The sequence below is a fragment of the Paraburkholderia sp. D1E genome, from assembly GCF_052682275.1.
The window spans coordinates 1-17,138 of the sequence record NZ_JBQYMB010000001.1 but is presented as its reverse complement, the minus strand read 5'-3'; the positions used below and the strand labels follow the sequence as shown (position 1 = coordinate 17,138).

Genomic DNA, 17,138 nt, shown 5'->3' with positions numbered 1-17,138 from the left:
CGCCATAACGATTTATCCTCCTGGAGGAGACATGGAAATTCCAACTACGGCGAGCATTGCAGCCAAAGGTCGTGCAGTGGCCCATCGCAAAGGAAGCATCGACTGGCCCATTTTCTGGATCAGCGGCGGCTTCTTCCTGCTGTTCCTGATCGCAGCGCTGGTCAATCTGCCCTGGCTAACCACGGCGGTGGACACGGCTTTCACCTGGGCCACAAGGGGGTTCGGGCTTTACTGGCAAGTGCTGATGCTCGCCACCTTCGCAGTCAGTCTCGGCATCGCGTTTTCGAAGCTCGGGCGCGTGAAACTCGGTGGTATCGCGCAAAAACCGTCCAATTCGACGTTCAACTGGGTGGTGATCATCATGTGCGCGTTGCTGGCCGGCGGCGGTGCATTCTGGGCAGCCGCCGAGCCATTGATGCATTTCGTCAACCCGCCGCCCTTTTACGGGGTGGCAGGCAAGACCTATGCGGGCGGTGTCGGGGCGCTTGCGCAATCCTTCCTGCACTGGGGCTTTCTCGCGTGGGCCGTGCTGGGCAGTCTGCTGAGTATCGTGTTGATGCATTTGCACTATGACAAGGGCTTGCCGCTTGCGCCACGTACGTTGCTGTATCCGTTGTTCGGCGCACGGGCTCTCAAAGGACCGATTGCAGCGATAGCCGATGCAACGTCGATCATTGCAGTTGCCGCGGGGACAATTGGACCGATCGGCTTCCTCGGTCTGCAGATTGCCTACGTGCTCCATTCCGTCTGGAACGTACCCGACACAATCGCCACGCAGGCACTCGTCATTCTTGCGGTCACTGCGATCTTCACGGCGGCTTGCATCGCTGGCCTCGAAGGACTGCGTTTTGTCTGCAAGATACACGTGTGGCTGATGCTCGGACTCGCCGCATTCCTTTACGTGTTCGGACCGACCGAGTTTCTGACCACGGTCTTTTTCAAGGCGTTCGCCACGCACATTGTCGATTTCGCGCAGACCGCCATGTATCGCGGCGATGGCAAGTGGCTCAATTCATGGACGCTCTTCTACTGGGGCTGGTTCATTGGCTACGCGCCGATCATGGCGATCTACGTCGCGAAAGTGTCGCGCGGCCGCACGATCCGCGAAGTGGTGGTGCTGCTGTCGGTCGCGGCGCCGCTGATCACGATGCTGTGGTTCACGCTGGTCGGCGGCACCGGAATCGGTCTCGAACTGAAGTCACCCGGTGTGGTGATCGGCCATGGCACGCAACCCGAGGCGCTGCTGTTAGGCGTTGCGCAGGCGATGCCGTTGCGTAATCTGATTTCCGCGTTGTTCCTGTTTCTCAGCTTCTTCTCGGTGGTGACGAACGGCGGTTCGATGGCTTACACCATCGCGATGGCGGTGACCGGCGATCGCGGCGAGCCTGCAAACTGGTTGAAGATTTTCTGGGCGGTCGGCATGGGGCTGGTGGGCGCGGTGTTGATTACGATGGGCGCGGGCGGCGTGAGTGCGTTGCAGTCGTTCATTGTGATTACGGCCGTGCCTGTGTCGATCATCATTCTGCCTTCGCTGTGGGACGCGGTTCGCATCGCCCGCACGATGGCCGCAGAGCAAGGAGTGAAATGATGGCGCACGACGCGATCATGGAAGAACAACGCGAGCACCTTGCGGGATTCGGCGAACCTGTAGACACCGCGGTGCATCCCAGCGCACCGCTACGCAGTCCCGACATCACGAACCGTACCGAGCGTCTCGGCGCGATGCACGGTACCCGTCTGAGCTTCGTGCGTTCGCTCGTGCGACGGATGGCGCACGACAACTGGCGGGTCCGCGTCACGCACATGGATCTCGATGACAACGGCTACGGGGTCTGCATCTATACCATCGAAGCCTATGGCGAGCGCTACAGTCAGGTGATTTTCTCGCAGCATCTCGACGACGCCGAGCGGACCGACCGGGTCATCGCCCAGAAGTGGGACGTTACGTCAGCGCTGATCTGCGGCGTCCCCAGCGCCGCCGACATCGAGTATCTGCGCGGGAATGTACCGTTGCAGGAAGCGGGACGTCTGCGTGCAAACGACCTCGTCCTGTGCCGCGCGAACAAGAGCGTGCGCAACTTTAGCTACGTGGCGGAATGCCTTGCCGCGGGCAGGCAACCCGATCCCGCCATGTTCGAAAGGGTCGGCTATCTGATCCGAACGACCGCGGTGTACGGCAACGGAAAATTCGGCATTGCGGACTATCCGCGGCTCGTCGACAGTCAGGCATTCAATCGCGGGTTCTCCGCGCAGATGTGCGCCGTTTTCGTGCTGCGTGACTTCAGCGTGCGGCTTGTCGAGCACGTTGCGGCGCGGCGCAATCCGCGCGCAGCGGTCAAGCTGGCGCACAGCTTCCGACGCTATCTCGGGGTGGGCAATGCAACCGGGCTTGGCATGGCGCCGTTTCTCGTGCGTCATCCGATTCAGGTCGATCAGTGGATACGAGCACGCGAGACCGCGCTTGCTCGCGTGCTCGGCGTTGAATCAGTCGAACCCGCTGCGTTCGGACGCTGTATGGGATTGATCGCGCGTGCGGCACGCCACGTTTCGCAGGTTCACACCGATCATCCGCAGGAAGCGGCCCGCAATACACTAATTCTTGCAGAACTGCCACGGCTGGAGCGTGAACTGCAGAGACGTTACGAGCGAAAAGACACGTTCCGCTGGAGCGAGTTGTTTGCGTGGACGGCCCAGGCGCTTTCCTGTGCGACGCAGGAAGTCTTCGTTACTGTGTTGCTCGAGCTTTATCCGGCCCTGGTGGATTCGATTGAATGTGCGGCGCCGGTGGATGACGTGCTAACACTCAATCCAGACATGTCCGTTGGTGAATTGCTCAAGATTGTTGAACAGGACTACCGATGGGTATTTGAACAACCCGAAGTGCAACGTGACGACGATCATTTCTTCTGGTACAGGTCAGCGGAAAAGGAAGAGCCCAGGCTTGGCGTGCGTGTCGAGGAAAGGGGGGCTGAGCGGGAGGTGCCACTGGATATTGCGCGCCAGGTGCTGCGCCTGCACACGAAACTGAAAGCGGAAGCGGACGGCTTGCGTACTGTCGCGGAGTTCGTCGGTGAGGCGCCTGAGCATCGCGCCATCGTGCGGCGAATTCAGACGCTCGCATCGCACGCTTACGGCGAAATCCGTCACAACCTGCTTGCGCGAGACATGCTGCCGATCGATCTGATGCGAGCCAAGCTGTCCATGTTCGGTGCGAGCAAGTTCGATCCGAAGTCGAATCTTTGGGTTCGGGTCACGCTCTTTCAGGGAGCCCCGACGCTCGATGATCTGTCGCCGGAGATGGTCGACGATTGGGCGTTTCCGTGTGTGCCGGGCGGCCACGAGATAGGGGGGCTTTAACGTGAAAATGGCAATTAACGAATTGAGCTCATTGTGCCGTAGCGCGCTGGAAGGCAGCGGCTGGGCGCAAGGCGACTATGAGGACGCTGCGGAAGCTGCGGTATGGCTGCAGGCGATGGCCTTCGACGGCATGGATGCAATCGGCGCGCTGCTGGGCGCCGCGCGGCAGGAGACATACTGCATCGAGCCGGCGCTTGCGGGCGCGCGGGACACAGGCGCACAGCGAGCAACATCCTGTGCCGGGTTCGCTGGCTGCCTGCTCGCATTTGAGCTGGCGTGGGCGCGGGCAACGCGGGCTGGCGTGGGCACCGTGCGCGTATCCAATGCGTTGTCGCCGCGTTTGGCCCTATATGGCCTGAAGGTCATGTGTGCGCGCGGTCGCCGGTTCGATCTTTCGTGGGCAGACGCTGCAGGCCGGCATTTCGCCACCGCTTCCGGACACGACGAATATCCAGACTACCTGGGTTTCAGCGCCGAGGCAACGACCACGGCGCCGGAACTCACAGTCTGCTGCATGGCGGACGAGGCGGCATCGAAGGCATCACCTGCCAGGGACGTGCCGCTCGCCGGAGCGATCGATCAGGCGGAACTGGAGGCGCGTTATCGCGACGCCTTGTGGCGCGGCATCGAGGTCCATACTTCGGATCTCGACCGGTTGATTGCGTGGAAGGACAAGGTGCTTGTCCCAGCCACGCAGGCGTCGCGAGAACACGGTGCTGGAGGCGCGGATGACGGATTCTAAGGTGCATGCGGAGCGTGCCGGCAACGTCGGCGTAATCAGGACCGGTCTGCCGGAAAGCGCCACGCAGCTTTTTGAATGGGCGGTCCTCAGCAACGGCACGCTCTATACGGCGCAGATACCGGTGGGCGCCGATGGTGTTGTCGTTGCGGGGGGTATCGAGAAGCAGGCACAGCAGGTCTTCGAAAATTTGATGCAGACGCTTGCCGCGGCCGGGGCGTCATATCGTGACGTTGCGCAGGTTCTCATCTATGTGACGGATCGGGCGTGGTTGCCGGCCGTCAATGCAGCGTATCGAGAGCATTTCTCGGCGCCGTTTCCAAACCGCGCATCGTTCGTCGTGGCCGGCCTTGCTCGTGAGGATATGTTGATAGAAATTGTGGCGTATGCCTGCGCGACACCGCAGTCGCGCGCGATGCTCCAGGCGAATAGAGAGGACGTATCAGCAGAAGTGGGGGCTGGACGTTCGCCGCAGGGAGGCATGAACGTCCAGAATGCGCATGATAGCCGTCTCACCAACGCCGATATCTGAATGTCTGCAATGGCCGATGTCCTGCCGAGCAACCAGAAGGCGTTAGCGACCGTTGTACCCTGGAAGCTGCCGTAGACGAGGCGCGGCATCGAACGGCGGTTGAGGGTCGATCAGCGGCATTCGAACCGCGCGTCTCGCAGGCGCCTGCCAAACCTGAATTTTCCTTTCCAGATTTTTCGTCTTTAGCAGGCCGTTGAAATATCCGTCGTTGATGCGCTCAGGTGCATTACGACGGATGCTCGGTTCGCATTTTTGAAACGCGGAACACGTTTGCGGGCATTCGACGTTGCTCGCGGGTTCGCCATATCGGTGTTATCCATTGCTTCCTGCTCCTCAACCGGCAAGTGTGCGCATACGCGTCAGGTTGTAGCCGACCTGCGTCAACACGAAGAGCTGGTCTACGCGTTCAAGTCCTCGATACATCGCTTGTCGAATTCGTCCGACTGTCTTGCCCCATCCGAACACCTGCTCAATGCGCTTACGTTTTTGCTGGCTGACCGCGTAACCCGGCCAACGCGTAGTTCGCTCGTCAATTGCTGAACCGCCTGGACGCCCATCGTTTTGTGCCACATGCGGCGTGACACGATTCGCGCGACAACTGCCGACGAAGCCGGCGGTGTCGTAGTTCTTGTCCGCGCCGACTGTGATGCCGAGCGGCGCAACACTTGCGGCATCGGCAAGCATCCGCCCGGCCGCGTCGCGCTCGGCGGTGCCCGTCGCCAGCGTCACCTGTGCGTTGACCACCAGGCCATGCCGGTTGTCGGTCAGCACGTGGCCCATATAACAGAGCATCGCTCCGGTTCCTTTGCTCTTGCGAAACAGGCGCGCCTGCTCGTCCGTCGTGGATTGGTGCGTCTCGTTACTGCGCTTCTGTCCGTGCCAGTTGTCATTCGGCGCGGGCGGTTCGTCAGGAGGCGTGTCGTCTTTGTCCGGACTTGCCTTGGGCACAAAGCTCTTGTGCCCGGCCCATGCCTGAATCAACGTGCCGTCAACGCTAAAGTGCTCTCCAGAAAGATATCCGCGCTCGCGCGCGGTCTCGACTGTCTCGTTGAAGAGCAACACCAGCACATCGTGTTCGAGCAACCGGTCGCGGTTCTTGCTGAACGTCGAGTGGTCCCACACGGTCCCGTCCATCGGCAGGCCGACGAACCAGCGGAACAACATGTTGTAGGAAATCTGTTCCACCAGCATGCGCTCGCTACGAACTGAGTACAGCACCTGCAGCAAAAGAGCGCACCAGCTTCTCCGGCGCGATGCTCGGCCGGCCACCTTTCGCGTCAGCTTCGTACATCCGCGCGAAAACGTCGTCCATGCGCTTGAGCGCGTCATTGAGCCAACTGCGAATCGGACGCAACGGATGGTCCTTCGGCACGAAATCATCCAGCTTCAACACGGTGAACATTGACTCGGTAAAACCATCTGGCCCACGCATCCGTTCCATCTCGCTCTCATTGATGACATCAGTTCAACGTTTACGCCTGCGTCCCGGATGACCGCTACATGAGGTATTTCACCGGCCTGTTAGACATTAGATGTGGATCCGCTCCACCTCGTCCGGGCTGATGTCGTCATGCCGCCGGTCATACCGCTGCGTGGTGCGCGTCGATGCATGGTTCGCCATCACGGCGGCGTTCTCCAGGTCCCGCCGTTTTTCAGGTACGCGGTGATCTTGGTCGCGCGGAACGTTTGGTTGCCGATCCGGGTATGGACGCCGGCCGCGAGCGCGCGCCGACGCACCTGGACCGCGCGCTCAGGTGCCGGCCGGAATCTTCCCCCTCGGAACGGTCCGGGCTTTTCCCGGCCGGTCCCGCACGGGACCGGCTTCTTTTCGCCCGTCAACTCCCGACGCGAACGAACTTACCGCCAGTGCGGCATCTCGGTTGCCGCGTTGCCCGACATCCAGGGCGAGAAGTTCAAGGAAGACGTCCAGTGCGTGCAGGCCGTGCACCTGACAAAAGCCGTCCAGGACTTCTGTGATGGCACGGTTCAACGTCTGCGGCGTCCGCGTGCTGGCGATATGCGAACTACCCCTTGCCAGCTCCAGCATGTAACTCACCCGGCCTTGCGCCTTCGCGGCGCCGGTAATATTTTTCTTCAACATTCAGGCCCTCTCTTTCTGTTTTTTTATAAATCGCTTTCGCCGGCACACGGTTCCGTCTGCAATCGCAATTTACTCATGATCGCGCCCGAAATCACTCCGGCGAAAAACGAACCATCAGTCCCGGGACTATCGCCATTTCGAAAGGCTGGGACTGGCCGATACTGTTGAAAAAGTCGCCGCGTGGCTTTTTCAGTTCGCTCGCAAGAAAACCGACCTCTCAGATCGGCCTGCAAACCGTTCGCGAACAGTCGTCAAGGGTAAGAAGACCCCCGAAAACCTCGCGACAGAGACGAATAGCGACTTTTTCAACAGCATCGGCCAGCAACAGACGTTAGTCAGCGCCGTCGGTCGGACATTCGAACGTCGGCCATGCCGGGATAGGAGACATTCACTACAAGCTGATCCGGCGAGTCCTCGGCCATCGCTGCTGTTCCAATGGCCAGCGACTGAGTCGACAGGAATCGCGGTGACTACCGCTCGGCTTCCGTCTCAGACTTCTTTGTCGAGCCGCGCTGCGCACGCATCAGGATGCTGCTCGGAGGCGCCTCCTCGCGCATCCGGTAGTCGGTGGGTGTCGTCGCCAGATATTTTCTGAACAGCCTGGACAACTGACCGCCGCTGCCGATCCCGCAGCGGCGGGCGATTTTGTCGACCGGCAAACGTGATTCGACGAGCATCCGACAGCTTATGTTCAGGCGCGCGCGAAGCAGATAGTTGGAGGGTGTCATGCCGATTTCGCTCTTGAAGCGCCGCAGGAAGTTGCGCTCGCTCATCGCTGCGACCTGCGCGGCGTCGTCGATAGAGATGGGACGATCGACGTTTGCCTCCAGCCAGCGCGCCGACGCCATAATCTTCTCGCTCACGCGAGGCGCCACGCCGCGCGTCATGGATGAGTTGAAGGTCGTCTCGCGTTGCGGCGCAATCGTTTCTGCGACTTGCCGCGCCAGCTCGGGCCCAATATCCTCTTCGACGATGCGTAGTGCCGTGCATACGGCAGTAGGCGCTTCGCCAAGCGGCGTTGCCGGATAAAGGTCGTGCGCTTCGTTGCTGCCATATAGATGCGCGTAATAGCGGCTGGGAAGCCTCGCCGCATCCAGAAGCAGTCGTCCTTCTGCGATGGGATGAACAATCTCGCTGAAGGGATGCCTACGGCGCAGCCAATTGCCAAGGCGTTCGTCGGGGCACGCCTGCTGCACGCCCGCGCCACCTGCAATGAACAGCAGGTGCCTGTCATTCGTACCTCGGTGCGACTCGACGCTCTCCGTCCAGACAAACACCGACGACGAGCTTGCGATGCGGCCACCCCCAGCCGAAAGCAGCGAAACGTCATAGTGTGCGCGACCCGATCGTTGCGATACGATGAGCGCGTTTGCCTTCCGGAAGATCTCGATAAGCGCTGCAATCTTTGGCAGCGTAAAGCTATTGAACAACGCGATGTCGACACGAGTCATCTCGCTCGTTTGCGTCGCCACGAAAGAATGCCGCGACCAGCGCGGCAGAGAAGGTACCAGCTCCAATTGTTTTTCCTCGGACTTTTTTGAGCCTGTGATGCTCCTTTTGAATACTTTGTCTTTTTCTTATAATTCGTGACGCAAGAGAAAATTACTTGATTGTTTGCCCCTCGGCTATCCGAAATTAGTCACGCATGGAAATTTACGCATGGATCTGCCAGACCGATCAGTGAATGTGGCTGCCCAAGGCGCGTCGGACGAGCACGCGGCGGATATCGAAGGCGGGTTCTCATGGCTGGACCTTGCGACGACCGATGTAGAGGACGCCGCAGGCGTTCAGCGTCGATGGATGCCAACCGAGTACGACCAGGTTGATGGAGGCGCGTTTGCCGGCCGGTTTCAGCAACTGGGTTTTCAAGACACACTCGTGGCGGCTGAACGACAGAATCGCACCGTGCTGAAGCGGCTACATTTCCCGCCCGATTATTGCTCGGTGTGCTTCGTCCGTTCGGTCTCAGGTCAGGCACGCTGCGACCTCGATGCGATTTCGCAAGGGACTGTCGCCTACCTACCGGCGAACAACGAGTACGAAGTGCTTTTGCCGCCAAGCGAGATAGCCTATTTTCGGATCCTCCAGGATCGCTTTTTACAAGCAGCAGACACCTTGGGTTACGACTTGGCGGGAGACGGGGGCCAAGCGCTGATGTTCGATAGCATTGATTCCAGTGATCTGAACGACATGCTCGAGACCTTGATGTCGCTTCGACATTCGCCTGATTCAAGCCAGCTTGAGGCATTGAATCACGAATACCTGGAAAAGGTCGTGGTAGAGCGAACGCTCCGCATCCTTTCCAACTCGACCGCAAGGTCCTCTCAGATGCCGTCGGGTAGTGCGTATCGAATCACCCAAGCCGCGCAAGCATTGCTTGAAAGCAGCCCCGACGAGCCGTTGACGGTAATGACTTTGTGTCAGGGGCTGGGAGTCAGCCGTGCCTCGCTTCAGCGCTCCTTCTTGCAGATTCATGGTGTCGCGCCGCTTGCCTACTTGAGGATGCGCCGGCTCAATTGCGCGCGGCGCGCCCTGAAAGCGGCGCGCGGTACAAACGCCACGGTGACGGCCATCGCTATGCACTGGGGATTCTTTCATTTTGCCAGATTCGCGCAAGATTACTTGTGCCAATTTGGCGAACTTCCCTCCACGACACTCGGCAGGTCGGGCAGGGCGAAGTCCGCGCCTGGCTGATCGCCAAAGGTTGCGCCTGCCGATCACATATTGGCCAACGAAATGCATGAGTGACCGCTGCACCTTGAAATCTGCCCTTGAAATGGCACCTGGTGCAGCGTCCGGAATGGGTCGAAATGTGCCTGCCGAACGATCCAGCTTAGCGTGCCCATCTTTTGCAACGCGGCAGAGAACGTCCGACATCAATCGGAAAATGCTGAACCCTTCAGCTTTGTTCATGTATCGGCACCACCTGAGGGTCGCCTAACCTAGCTCGCAGCACGGCGTTCTCAGCCAGCAAAACCTCATTGATCGACGCGAGTCGACTCACATCGGAGCGGAGGCTCGCGGTCTCCTGGCGAAGGTCGCGGGTCTTATCGCGCTCTGTCTTGAGTTCCAGTCGCTTTATGTCGCGCTGTGCGCGGCTGCCGTAGAACACATTAAAGATGTCAACGTTGCGACTATAAAGTCGTCAACTCGGGACTTCGTGCGCCCCGATAGCGTGGTGAGCCATACTCAGTATGGGTTTGCCGGAGGCGAAATAAAGTCGTCACTTCGCTCTTGATATGAGGCCTTCGACGCACGCCCGCCGACGGTGGCCAAGGAATATTGCGGCCGACGTATGCCGACCGCATCGGGCAGCACGCGGCCAATTGCGGCCGTTGGTCAAGTCTTTGAGTCGGACGCTTAAACGTCGTTTTCTTGGTTGGCTGCTGACATTCGAACGCCAGTCGTGGTCGTCGCGATATCAGCCTAAGGACGGCCGCTTGCAGCGTATCGCGGGTACTGGCGTCACCGTCACCGCTGTGGTGCCGCGGCCAACGCGCTGCAAGTTTTAGGGCGACTCGATTGAGAAGCAGCCCGAGGGCAATTGCGTCACGCAAGAGGAAGTCAATCAAGGTTTCCTGAACCCGGACCCGTAGTGACTGCGTCGACTTTTGAACAGTCCCTCTTGCCCTGGTTCAGAATCGGCCGGCTCGAAAGTCAGCGAACGCTTGCTGGATTTCCGCCTGCGTGTTCATAACAAAGGGACCTCCAAACGCGATCGGCTCACGCAGAGGCTGGGCGGCGAAAAGAAGAAAGCGGCCGGCATTGCCACGCGCCGTTATGGTAAGTTCCGACGATCCCGGCTCCTTCGATCGCGTCAACCAGCCAAGCTGGCTGGCCTCCAAAAGGTCGTCGGCGGGCCCGATCTCGACCGCACCTTCGAGGACGTAGACAAAGGCATTGTCGGTCGCTGGAAACGAGTGCCGAAACGCGCCACCGTTTTCGACCTGCACCTCGAGCATCGTTACAGGATGGTGGTTGAGCGTGGTCGAGACCCTATCGGCGTAGGCGCCGGAAAAGATCCTGACTTCAACGCCGTCCTCACTCCAGACTGGCAGGACGGAAGCCACCAGATCCTGATACCGTGGAACAGCCATCTTCTCCGCGGCAGGCAAGTTCACCCAGAGCTGCAGGGTATGGGCTCTTGTGCCGGCCGGAGGGTTTTCCTCATGCTGAATGCCTCGGCCTGCGGTCATCCATTGGACACCGCCGGCACGGATCACCCCTTCGTATCCGGCGTTGTCGCGGTGCTCGATCGACCCCTCGATGACGTATGTGACCGTCTCGATCCCGCGATGCGGGTGAGAAGCGAACGCCCCTTGGGACGTCCAATCCTCGGCCATCAGAACGAAAGGATCCGCGAACGCGGCGTCCGGTGCGTCGATCAAACGCCGAGCGCTGTGTCCGGCAGCTTGCCCGGGCACGAACTCGGGGTTGTCGATGCGGGCTACTTCTCGAACGAACGTCGGTTTGGGAGTGCTCATCCTGTATCCCTCAAAGACGGCGACCGATCGGCAGGCGCACGATGCCCGCAGCTCAGGTCTTATTCGCGGACGATCCGGCGGACGAAGTGCAATTCCACAGCCGAAAGAGGGCCGCCGAGCTGTTGCATCGCACCGCCGTCCGCGAGAGAACCGAGGTCGAGCGCGACCAGGCCCGTCGAATTAATAAGTTCGACCACGAGCGCCTTGGCATCGCGATCGTCGCCCGACACGAACAGTACGGTCTTCGGCTTCTGTGGCGAGAAATCCTGTATCCAGGCCATCGGCATATTGCTGATCGACTTCACCAGCCTGGCCCCGGGCGCCATTGCGGCGACTGTCTCGCTCGACGTGCGGCCCTCCAGCGCGGCAACCGATCTCGCTACGCCGACAGCGCTGATGTCCGGTTCCTCGCCCATGTGGGCGTTCGTCCCGTCGACGAAGATGCGGCCGCTCCAGTCGATACCCTTGAGCGCCTCCGGCGCATCCGCCCAATTCGTGGCGAGGATCACCACATCGCATTCCGCAGCGTCCTGCCTGGATCCTGCGCTGGCGGCCGGACCCAGATCGGCGACGAGCCCCGCTAACGCCTCCGGCCCCCGCGAACTGGACAGGACGACCTCATGGCCCGCACCGAGAAAATGACGACCCATGGTCGTAGCCATGCGACCGGCGCCGATAAACCCAACTTTCATGACCGTTTCTCCGAGATCAACCGACGACTCGAGCAGCCGCGGCCGATGCAATCACTTCGCCGAACGCCTCCACCGCCGTCTCGCCTGACATTCCAGCGCGCGCCGATCCGGCGAGTACGATGTCCAGATCTGTAATTCCGATGAACCCCAGCACCTGACGGAGGTAGCTGCTGGCGTGATCGTAGCCTTCGATCGGAGAGCCAGGACTGAAATCACCCCCGCTCGCAAGAATGACGGTGGCCTTCTTGCCGGTTAGCTGCCCGACATTGTCGACAACCGTGACGCCGACCCGGACGATATGGTCGATGTAGGCCTTCAGCACCGCCGGGATGGTGAAGTTGTACATCGGTGTGGCGATGATGATGCGATCAGCTGCCTGCAACTCGGCGACCAAATCGTTGGAAATCTTGATGGCGGCAGCGCTCTCCGGCGAATGTTGCTCCGGGGGCATAAACGCGCCGCCAATCCATGGCAGATCGACAAACGGCAGATTGGTCTTCATCAGATCGCGTTCAATGGCTTTGCCGCCGGGGTGTGCGGCCAGCCATTTCTCGACGAACACCGCCGAGAGCTTGCGGGAGGTCGAGTATTCGTGGCGAGGGCTTACCTGTATCGCGAGAAGTGTCGGCATTTCGATCTGTTTCCTATCAGCTTTGAAGCGTTGCCCAAGTGGGCTTGCGTGATATGCAAGATAGGGAAAGTGAATCATCTTGAAAACTGACAAAATATCGCTTCTATCCATCTAAGGAGTAGATGACGTGCTCGACACCGTCTCAATCAACCAACTTCACACCTTCGTCGCGGTGTGTGAGGAGATGAGCTTCACGGGCGCGGCCCGCCGGCTTCGGCGAGCCCAATCCGCCGTTAGCCACGCGATCTCCGCCTTGGAAACCGCGCTAGGCCTGGAACTCTTTCAGCGAGATGCCCGGAAGGCCGAGCTCACCGCTGCAGGACGGGGCCTTCTTCCTGACGCGCAAGCCGTGATTGCACGTATGGAAGAGATGAAGAACCGGGCGAAGTCGATGTCGGCGGAAGGCGTGCCGAGCCTCTCAATCGCCGTCGATACGTATTTCCCAAGGGGGCGCCTGATCGACTGCCTGCGTGCGCTCGAACGCGAATCGCCAACGGCCGCCATTAGCCTGCGCATGACCACCATGCAGGGTGGTGAGGCGCTGGTACTGGCAGGCAGCTGCTCGCTAGCGGTCACCGTTTCAGACGTGCCCGAGATCAAGAAAGGTGCGATCGAAAGGCACTGGCTTTGCGAAGTAGAGATGGTCACCGTGTGTGCGCCGACCCATCCGTTAGCGAATATCGAGCGGCCAATCTCCCTCGAACAATTTGGTCAGCATGTGCAGTTGGTGGTGACAGACAACCAGCCGGGTGCAGAGAAGATCCAGATGGGCGTAGCAGGAGAGCGCCAGTGGCTCGTCAACGACCTCGGCGCGAAACGTGACCTTCTGATTTCGGGGCTCAGCTGGGGCCACATGCCTGCGAACTTGGTCGCTGAAGACCTGGCTGTTGGTAGTTTGGTCGAGCTTCGTCGCCGAGCATGGCACCTCCGCCCTCTTGTGTTTGTCCTCTCGCGCATGCGCGGCAGCGAGCTTTCTCCGTTTGAAGAGCGTGCCGTACAGCTTCTGGCGGATCGGGCGATGTCAGACTCTTCGCAATATCCTTGAGATCGGACATTCAGTCCCGTGCGCGGCCAAATTCGGCTTGAGCGCGTTCCAGTTCAGCGCCATAGGTCAGCGCCCAAGTTTGCACCCATTGGGGAGGTCGACATGAAGTTGGTGCCGGGATCTGTCAGGGCTTCACGAACCGATAGGCGAAGCGATCGGTCTCGCCCTTGATCGCAGGATCGAACACCTTGATCGAATGCGGATCGTCCTTATTCGCGAGCATGGTGCTTTCCGCGTCCAGTACGAAGCCGGCGGCCTCCACCTCCTCGCGAACGGACTCAGGCTCGATCCGATGCAGCGACTGGGCGTCGCTCGTGCCCTGCCCGACGGCGGCGGCGTGGTCCACGATGACGTAGTACCCGCCGGGCTTGAGCTGCTCGTAGACCACTCGATTGAAGTGGGCCGCCGTCGCGCCCCTGGCCTGCATCAGCGGTGTGTGGAGATCGTGATAGAACAGATGCAGCCAGAGGACATCCGCTGGTTGCGTGACCTTCGGCATCGCGATGAAATCCGCCGAGACGGCTTCCACGTTCTCTCGGCCCGGCTCCGTTGCAAGCGTTCGCATGCGGCCGACCGGATCGTTCTTGAAGTGGGCGACTTCGGCCGGTACGAAGCTGTAGACCCGTCCTTTGGGTCCCACGATGTCGGAGAAGAGACGGGTCCAGTCGCCGTCGCCTGGGTAAACGTCGATGACGGTGGAGTCCGCACAGACTCGTGCAAACCGGATCAACTCGGATAGCTTGGGTTGGTCGTACATAGAGATTTCCTTTACGGTTGGGTATTCGACGAGCGCGCGGCATGCGAGGGGACGATCCACGGCTGATCCACCGTCTATCCCGACCCGATGGCCGCAGATGGCCAGCGCTACGCCGGCCCGGACGTGTCCGTCTGCGAGGCCCGCGCCAGTGCTTGCGTGTCGATGTACTCCCGGATGCTCGTCAGTTTGCCGTCACGGACCGTGATGGCGAAGATCCAGTTGTCCTCGAACGTCTTGTTCGTGGCTTTGATCGTCCCCCTGGCGAAGCCGACGACCACGACCCTGTCTCCTTGCGCGATGAACTCCCGGGGTTCCGTGGACGTTTCTATCGACTTGGATGCGGTCTCAAGCAAATCCGCCAGCCCCGCGTGTCCGCGGCGCGTTCCGGCCAATGGCCAGTCCTCGCCCGGAATGATCCACTCGATGTCTTCGGCGGCCAGCGCCAGCAGACCCTTTCTGTCGCCGCGGCCGATCGCGGCGAAGAAGTCCTTCACGGTCTGGACGTTCTTATCGGTACTCATCGGATTTTCTCCATTTCTCTCGGATCGGGTCGCGCGCGAAGTGTCTCAATCAGGCTCGCCGTCAATATCCGTCGCCCCTATCGGCCTGTCGTCGGTCACGTCGATCAAACGCCTCAACAAGCGCCCGGCCGATATTGCAGAAACGTGGTCCCACGACTGGCGCGGCTTGTGGGCCAGCCACGGGAGCGCGCCGGGGTCAGACCTGCGCCATGCCTCCATCAACGGCGAGATCCACACCCGTGATGTAGGAACTTTCATCGGAAGCGAGGAACGTGACTGCCGCCGCGATTTCCTCGGGCATGCCTCTGCGGCCCATCGGGATCTGCGCGGTGAACTGTGCGACTGCCTGCTCGGCCTGTTCAGCGGTAAGGCCTGTCGTCGTCGCCAAGGCCGGGGTGTCGATCGCTCCGGGACTCATGGCATTCACGCGGATCTTGCGGTCTTTCAATTCCATAGTCCAGCCGCGCGCGAAGTTGCGTACAGCCGCCTTACTCGCGGCGTAAGCAGTAAATCCCGGAAGCCCGAGCACGTTTGAGACCGAAGAGTTCAGGATGATCGAACCGCCGTCTCTGAAGAGGGGAAGGGCCTTCTGCACCGTAAAGAACATTCCCTTCACGTTCACGTCGAAGGTCTGGTCGAAATGGCCCTCGGTAGCTACCGCGAGCGGCGCGATTGTCCCTGCGCCCGCGTTCGCGAAGAGAACGTCAATGTGACCATGCTTCTCTTTCACCACGGCATACAGCCGGTCCAGATCTTCCAGGCTCGACACGTCGCCCACGACCGTCGTAACGTTTCTCTCGATGGTGGCGGCGGCCTCCTGCAGCTCTTTCTCTCGCCGCCCGGTGATCACGACGTGCGCACCTTCTTCCACGAAGCGCCTGGCTGTGGCCAAGCCAATCCCGCTGCTTCCGCCCGTGACGACTGCAACCTTGCCTTCCAATTTCTTCATGATCTTTCGCCTTTCGTTTGAGGTGTCAGCAGCGCCGCTGTTCCCATGGGTACAAAGGCGCTGTATCATTTGGACCACCGATCCAGATCCTGATTCGTGACATCCGGATCAGTGATCCAAATATACGGATCAGCGATCCGTTTGTCAAGGGACCCCATGCGAGCCGACGCCCAAAAAAATTACAGCCATCTACTTGCAGTCGCGCACGACGTTGTCGCCGAGCACGGTGTCGACGCGTCGATGCGAGATATCGCCCGCCGGGCTGGCGTCGGGTTGGCGACACTGCTGCGTCATTTCCCGACGCGAGAAGCCTTGTTCGACGCGTTGTTGTGTACGAATCTGGACGAACTGACGCGGAAGGCAGGCGAACTCGAAACGTCGGACTCACCTGACGAAGCGCTCGTGTCCTGGTTTCGCGAATGGATCGCATTTGCCCAAAGCTATAGGGGCGTTGTCGCCCTGATGGCGGCAGCTCATACCAACCCGGACTCCGCGCTTTACGCTTCATGCGCAGCCGTGCACTCAGCGAGCGCACGGCTGTTGCTGCGTGCCCAAGCCACGGGGACAGCACGTGCCGATATGAATGGGGACGACATGTTCGGCCTGATGGCAGCGCTCGGCTGGCTTGTTGATCTGCCCTCATTCGCGCCACGGGCAGATCATCTTGTTCACCTTATTACGAGCGCCATCCTGACAAACCGGCCCGGCAACGACGTCAAAAAGAAAGATGTCAAAAAGGCCATGCGCTGAGTCGGATCGGCCTGGAAGGATTGCTGGGGGTCAGTCGAACTTGACCAAGTCCTTGAAGATCAGTTGACTCCAGCTATTGCCGCGTGCCAGAGCCTATTCGTCGGAAGTTCATAGCGGACCACGGCGAGAACATGATCGTCGACGTGGGTCTCCCGCAGCTCGGCATCGGTCGCGGCAAGCTTGCCAAGAGTTGATGCCAGGTCAGCAGCTCGAACTGCCGTGTATCGCTCAATCGCGCTAGTGAGCGTTTGGGGTACGAGGGCACGCGTGGCGACGAGGCACGGGAGCATCCGCTTCCAGTTCTCGATCCACACGCGAGAAGCAGCGATTTCAGCCGACGAAACTTCCCTGACCGTCGTAGAACACATTAAAGATGTCAACGTTGCGCCTATAAGGTCGCCAACTCGGCACTACGGATCGCCCCTATAGCGTGGCGAGCAATACTCAGCATGGGTTTGCTAGACGCGAAATAAAGTCGTCACTTTGCTCTTAAGATGCGGCCTTCGACGCACGGCCCCCGCCGGTGGTCGAGGAATATTGCGGTCGAAGTATGCCGACCGCATCGGGCAGCACGCGGCCA

General features: G+C 60.2%; 17 protein-coding genes. 7 read left to right on the top strand and 10 right to left on the bottom strand.

What is annotated here, in order from left to right:
- The first annotated feature begins 31 nt into the window (after positions 1-31).
- Genes ACUN0E_RS00085 through ACUN0E_RS00070 form a run of 4 tightly spaced genes read left to right on the top strand, consistent with a single transcriptional unit; the run spans position 32 to position 4,628 of the window.
- Positions 32-1,588 carry a BCCT family transporter gene (locus tag ACUN0E_RS00085; RefSeq protein WP_445565175.1) on the top strand — a complete coding sequence of 519 codons (1,557 nt, stop codon included), beginning with the start codon at positions 32-34 and terminating at the stop codon, positions 1,586-1,588.
- Complete coding sequence (locus ACUN0E_RS00080) at positions 1,585-3,357, top strand: hypothetical protein (RefSeq protein ID WP_445565174.1); 1,773 nt, start codon at positions 1,585-1,587, stop codon at positions 3,355-3,357. The genes ACUN0E_RS00085 and ACUN0E_RS00080 overlap by 4 nt, the downstream gene beginning before the upstream one ends.
- 7 nt (positions 3,358-3,364) lie before the next feature.
- Positions 3,365-4,099 carry a DUF3726 domain-containing protein gene (locus ACUN0E_RS00075; RefSeq protein ID WP_445570337.1) on the top strand — a complete coding sequence of 245 codons (735 nt, stop codon included), beginning with the start codon at positions 3,365-3,367 and terminating at the stop codon, positions 4,097-4,099.
- Complete coding sequence (locus tag ACUN0E_RS00070) at positions 4,038-4,628, top strand: RidA family protein (protein ID WP_445565173.1); 591 nt, start codon at positions 4,038-4,040, stop codon at positions 4,626-4,628. The genes ACUN0E_RS00075 and ACUN0E_RS00070 overlap by 62 nt, the downstream gene beginning before the upstream one ends.
- A 333-nt stretch (positions 4,629-4,961) precedes the next feature.
- Here ACUN0E_RS00070 and ACUN0E_RS00065 read toward each other — a convergent pair whose 3' ends face one another.
- The 4 genes from ACUN0E_RS00065 to ACUN0E_RS00050 all read right to left on the bottom strand — a co-directional run bounded on the left by ACUN0E_RS00065 (position 4,962) and on the right by ACUN0E_RS00050 (position 8,246).
- A complete protein-coding gene (locus ACUN0E_RS00065; protein WP_445565172.1) occupies positions 4,962-5,897 on the bottom strand; it encodes an IS5 family transposase in 936 nt (311 codons plus the stop codon).
- Positions 5,827-6,069, bottom strand: coding sequence for a hypothetical protein (locus tag ACUN0E_RS00060; protein ID WP_445565171.1), 243 nt, complete (start codon positions 6,067-6,069; stop codon positions 5,827-5,829). The genes ACUN0E_RS00065 and ACUN0E_RS00060 overlap by 71 nt, the downstream gene beginning before the upstream one ends.
- Before the next feature lie 309 nt (positions 6,070-6,378).
- Positions 6,379-6,729, bottom strand: coding sequence for a hypothetical protein (locus ACUN0E_RS00055; protein ID WP_408242413.1), 351 nt, complete (start codon positions 6,727-6,729; stop codon positions 6,379-6,381).
- 470 nt (positions 6,730-7,199) lie between these two features.
- A complete protein-coding gene (locus ACUN0E_RS00050) occupies positions 7,200-8,246 on the bottom strand; it encodes a GlxA family transcriptional regulator (RefSeq protein WP_445565170.1) in 1,047 nt (348 codons plus the stop codon).
- Between the two features lie 142 nt (positions 8,247-8,388).
- Between ACUN0E_RS00050 and ACUN0E_RS00045 the strand changes: the two genes are divergently transcribed.
- Positions 8,389-9,423: a helix-turn-helix domain-containing protein gene (locus ACUN0E_RS00045; protein ID WP_445565169.1), complete on the top strand. Its 1,035-nt coding sequence runs from the start codon at positions 8,389-8,391 to the stop codon at positions 9,421-9,423.
- Positions 9,424-10,364: 941 nt separating this feature from the next.
- Here ACUN0E_RS00045 and ACUN0E_RS00040 read toward each other — a convergent pair.
- The 3 genes from ACUN0E_RS00040 to ACUN0E_RS00030 are packed head-to-tail and all read right to left on the bottom strand — an operon-like array spanning position 10,365 to position 12,536.
- Entirely contained in the window at positions 10,365-11,213 is an 849-nt protein-coding gene (locus tag ACUN0E_RS00040) for a pirin family protein (RefSeq protein WP_445565168.1), read from the bottom strand.
- Between the two features lie 59 nt (positions 11,214-11,272).
- Positions 11,273-11,905, bottom strand: a complete 633-nt coding sequence (locus tag ACUN0E_RS00035; RefSeq protein WP_445565167.1) for an NADPH-dependent F420 reductase — start codon at positions 11,903-11,905, stop codon at positions 11,273-11,275.
- 16 nt (positions 11,906-11,921) lie between these two features.
- A complete protein-coding gene (locus tag ACUN0E_RS00030; RefSeq protein ID WP_445565166.1) occupies positions 11,922-12,536 on the bottom strand; it encodes an FMN-dependent NADH-azoreductase in 615 nt (204 codons plus the stop codon).
- Positions 12,537-12,663: 127 nt separating this feature from the next.
- Here ACUN0E_RS00030 and ACUN0E_RS00025 point away from each other — a divergent pair, with 127 nt between their 5' ends.
- Positions 12,664-13,581: a LysR family transcriptional regulator gene (locus ACUN0E_RS00025; RefSeq protein WP_445565165.1), complete on the top strand. Its 918-nt coding sequence runs from the start codon at positions 12,664-12,666 to the stop codon at positions 13,579-13,581.
- Between the two features lie 124 nt (positions 13,582-13,705).
- On the opposite strand, the gene ACUN0E_RS00020 is transcribed toward ACUN0E_RS00025, so the two are convergent.
- The 3 genes from ACUN0E_RS00020 to ACUN0E_RS00010 form a co-directional block, all read right to left on the bottom strand.
- Complete coding sequence (locus ACUN0E_RS00020) at positions 13,706-14,338, bottom strand: class I SAM-dependent methyltransferase (protein ID WP_445565164.1); 633 nt, start codon at positions 14,336-14,338, stop codon at positions 13,706-13,708.
- A 107-nt stretch (positions 14,339-14,445) separates the two neighbouring features.
- Positions 14,446-14,859, bottom strand: coding sequence for a nuclear transport factor 2 family protein (locus tag ACUN0E_RS00015; RefSeq protein WP_083086792.1), 414 nt, complete (start codon positions 14,857-14,859; stop codon positions 14,446-14,448).
- Positions 14,860-15,055: 196 nt separating this feature from the next.
- Positions 15,056-15,808: an SDR family NAD(P)-dependent oxidoreductase gene (locus tag ACUN0E_RS00010; RefSeq protein WP_445565163.1), complete on the bottom strand. Its 753-nt coding sequence runs from the start codon at positions 15,806-15,808 to the stop codon at positions 15,056-15,058.
- A 156-nt stretch (positions 15,809-15,964) separates the two neighbouring features.
- Here ACUN0E_RS00010 and ACUN0E_RS00005 point away from each other — a divergent pair, with 156 nt between their 5' ends.
- The gene (locus ACUN0E_RS00005) at positions 15,965-16,558 is read left to right on the top strand and encodes a TetR/AcrR family transcriptional regulator (protein ID WP_445565162.1); all 594 of its coding nucleotides are present in this window, start codon (positions 15,965-15,967) and stop codon (positions 16,556-16,558) included.
- Positions 16,559-17,138: the final 580 nt, after the last annotated feature.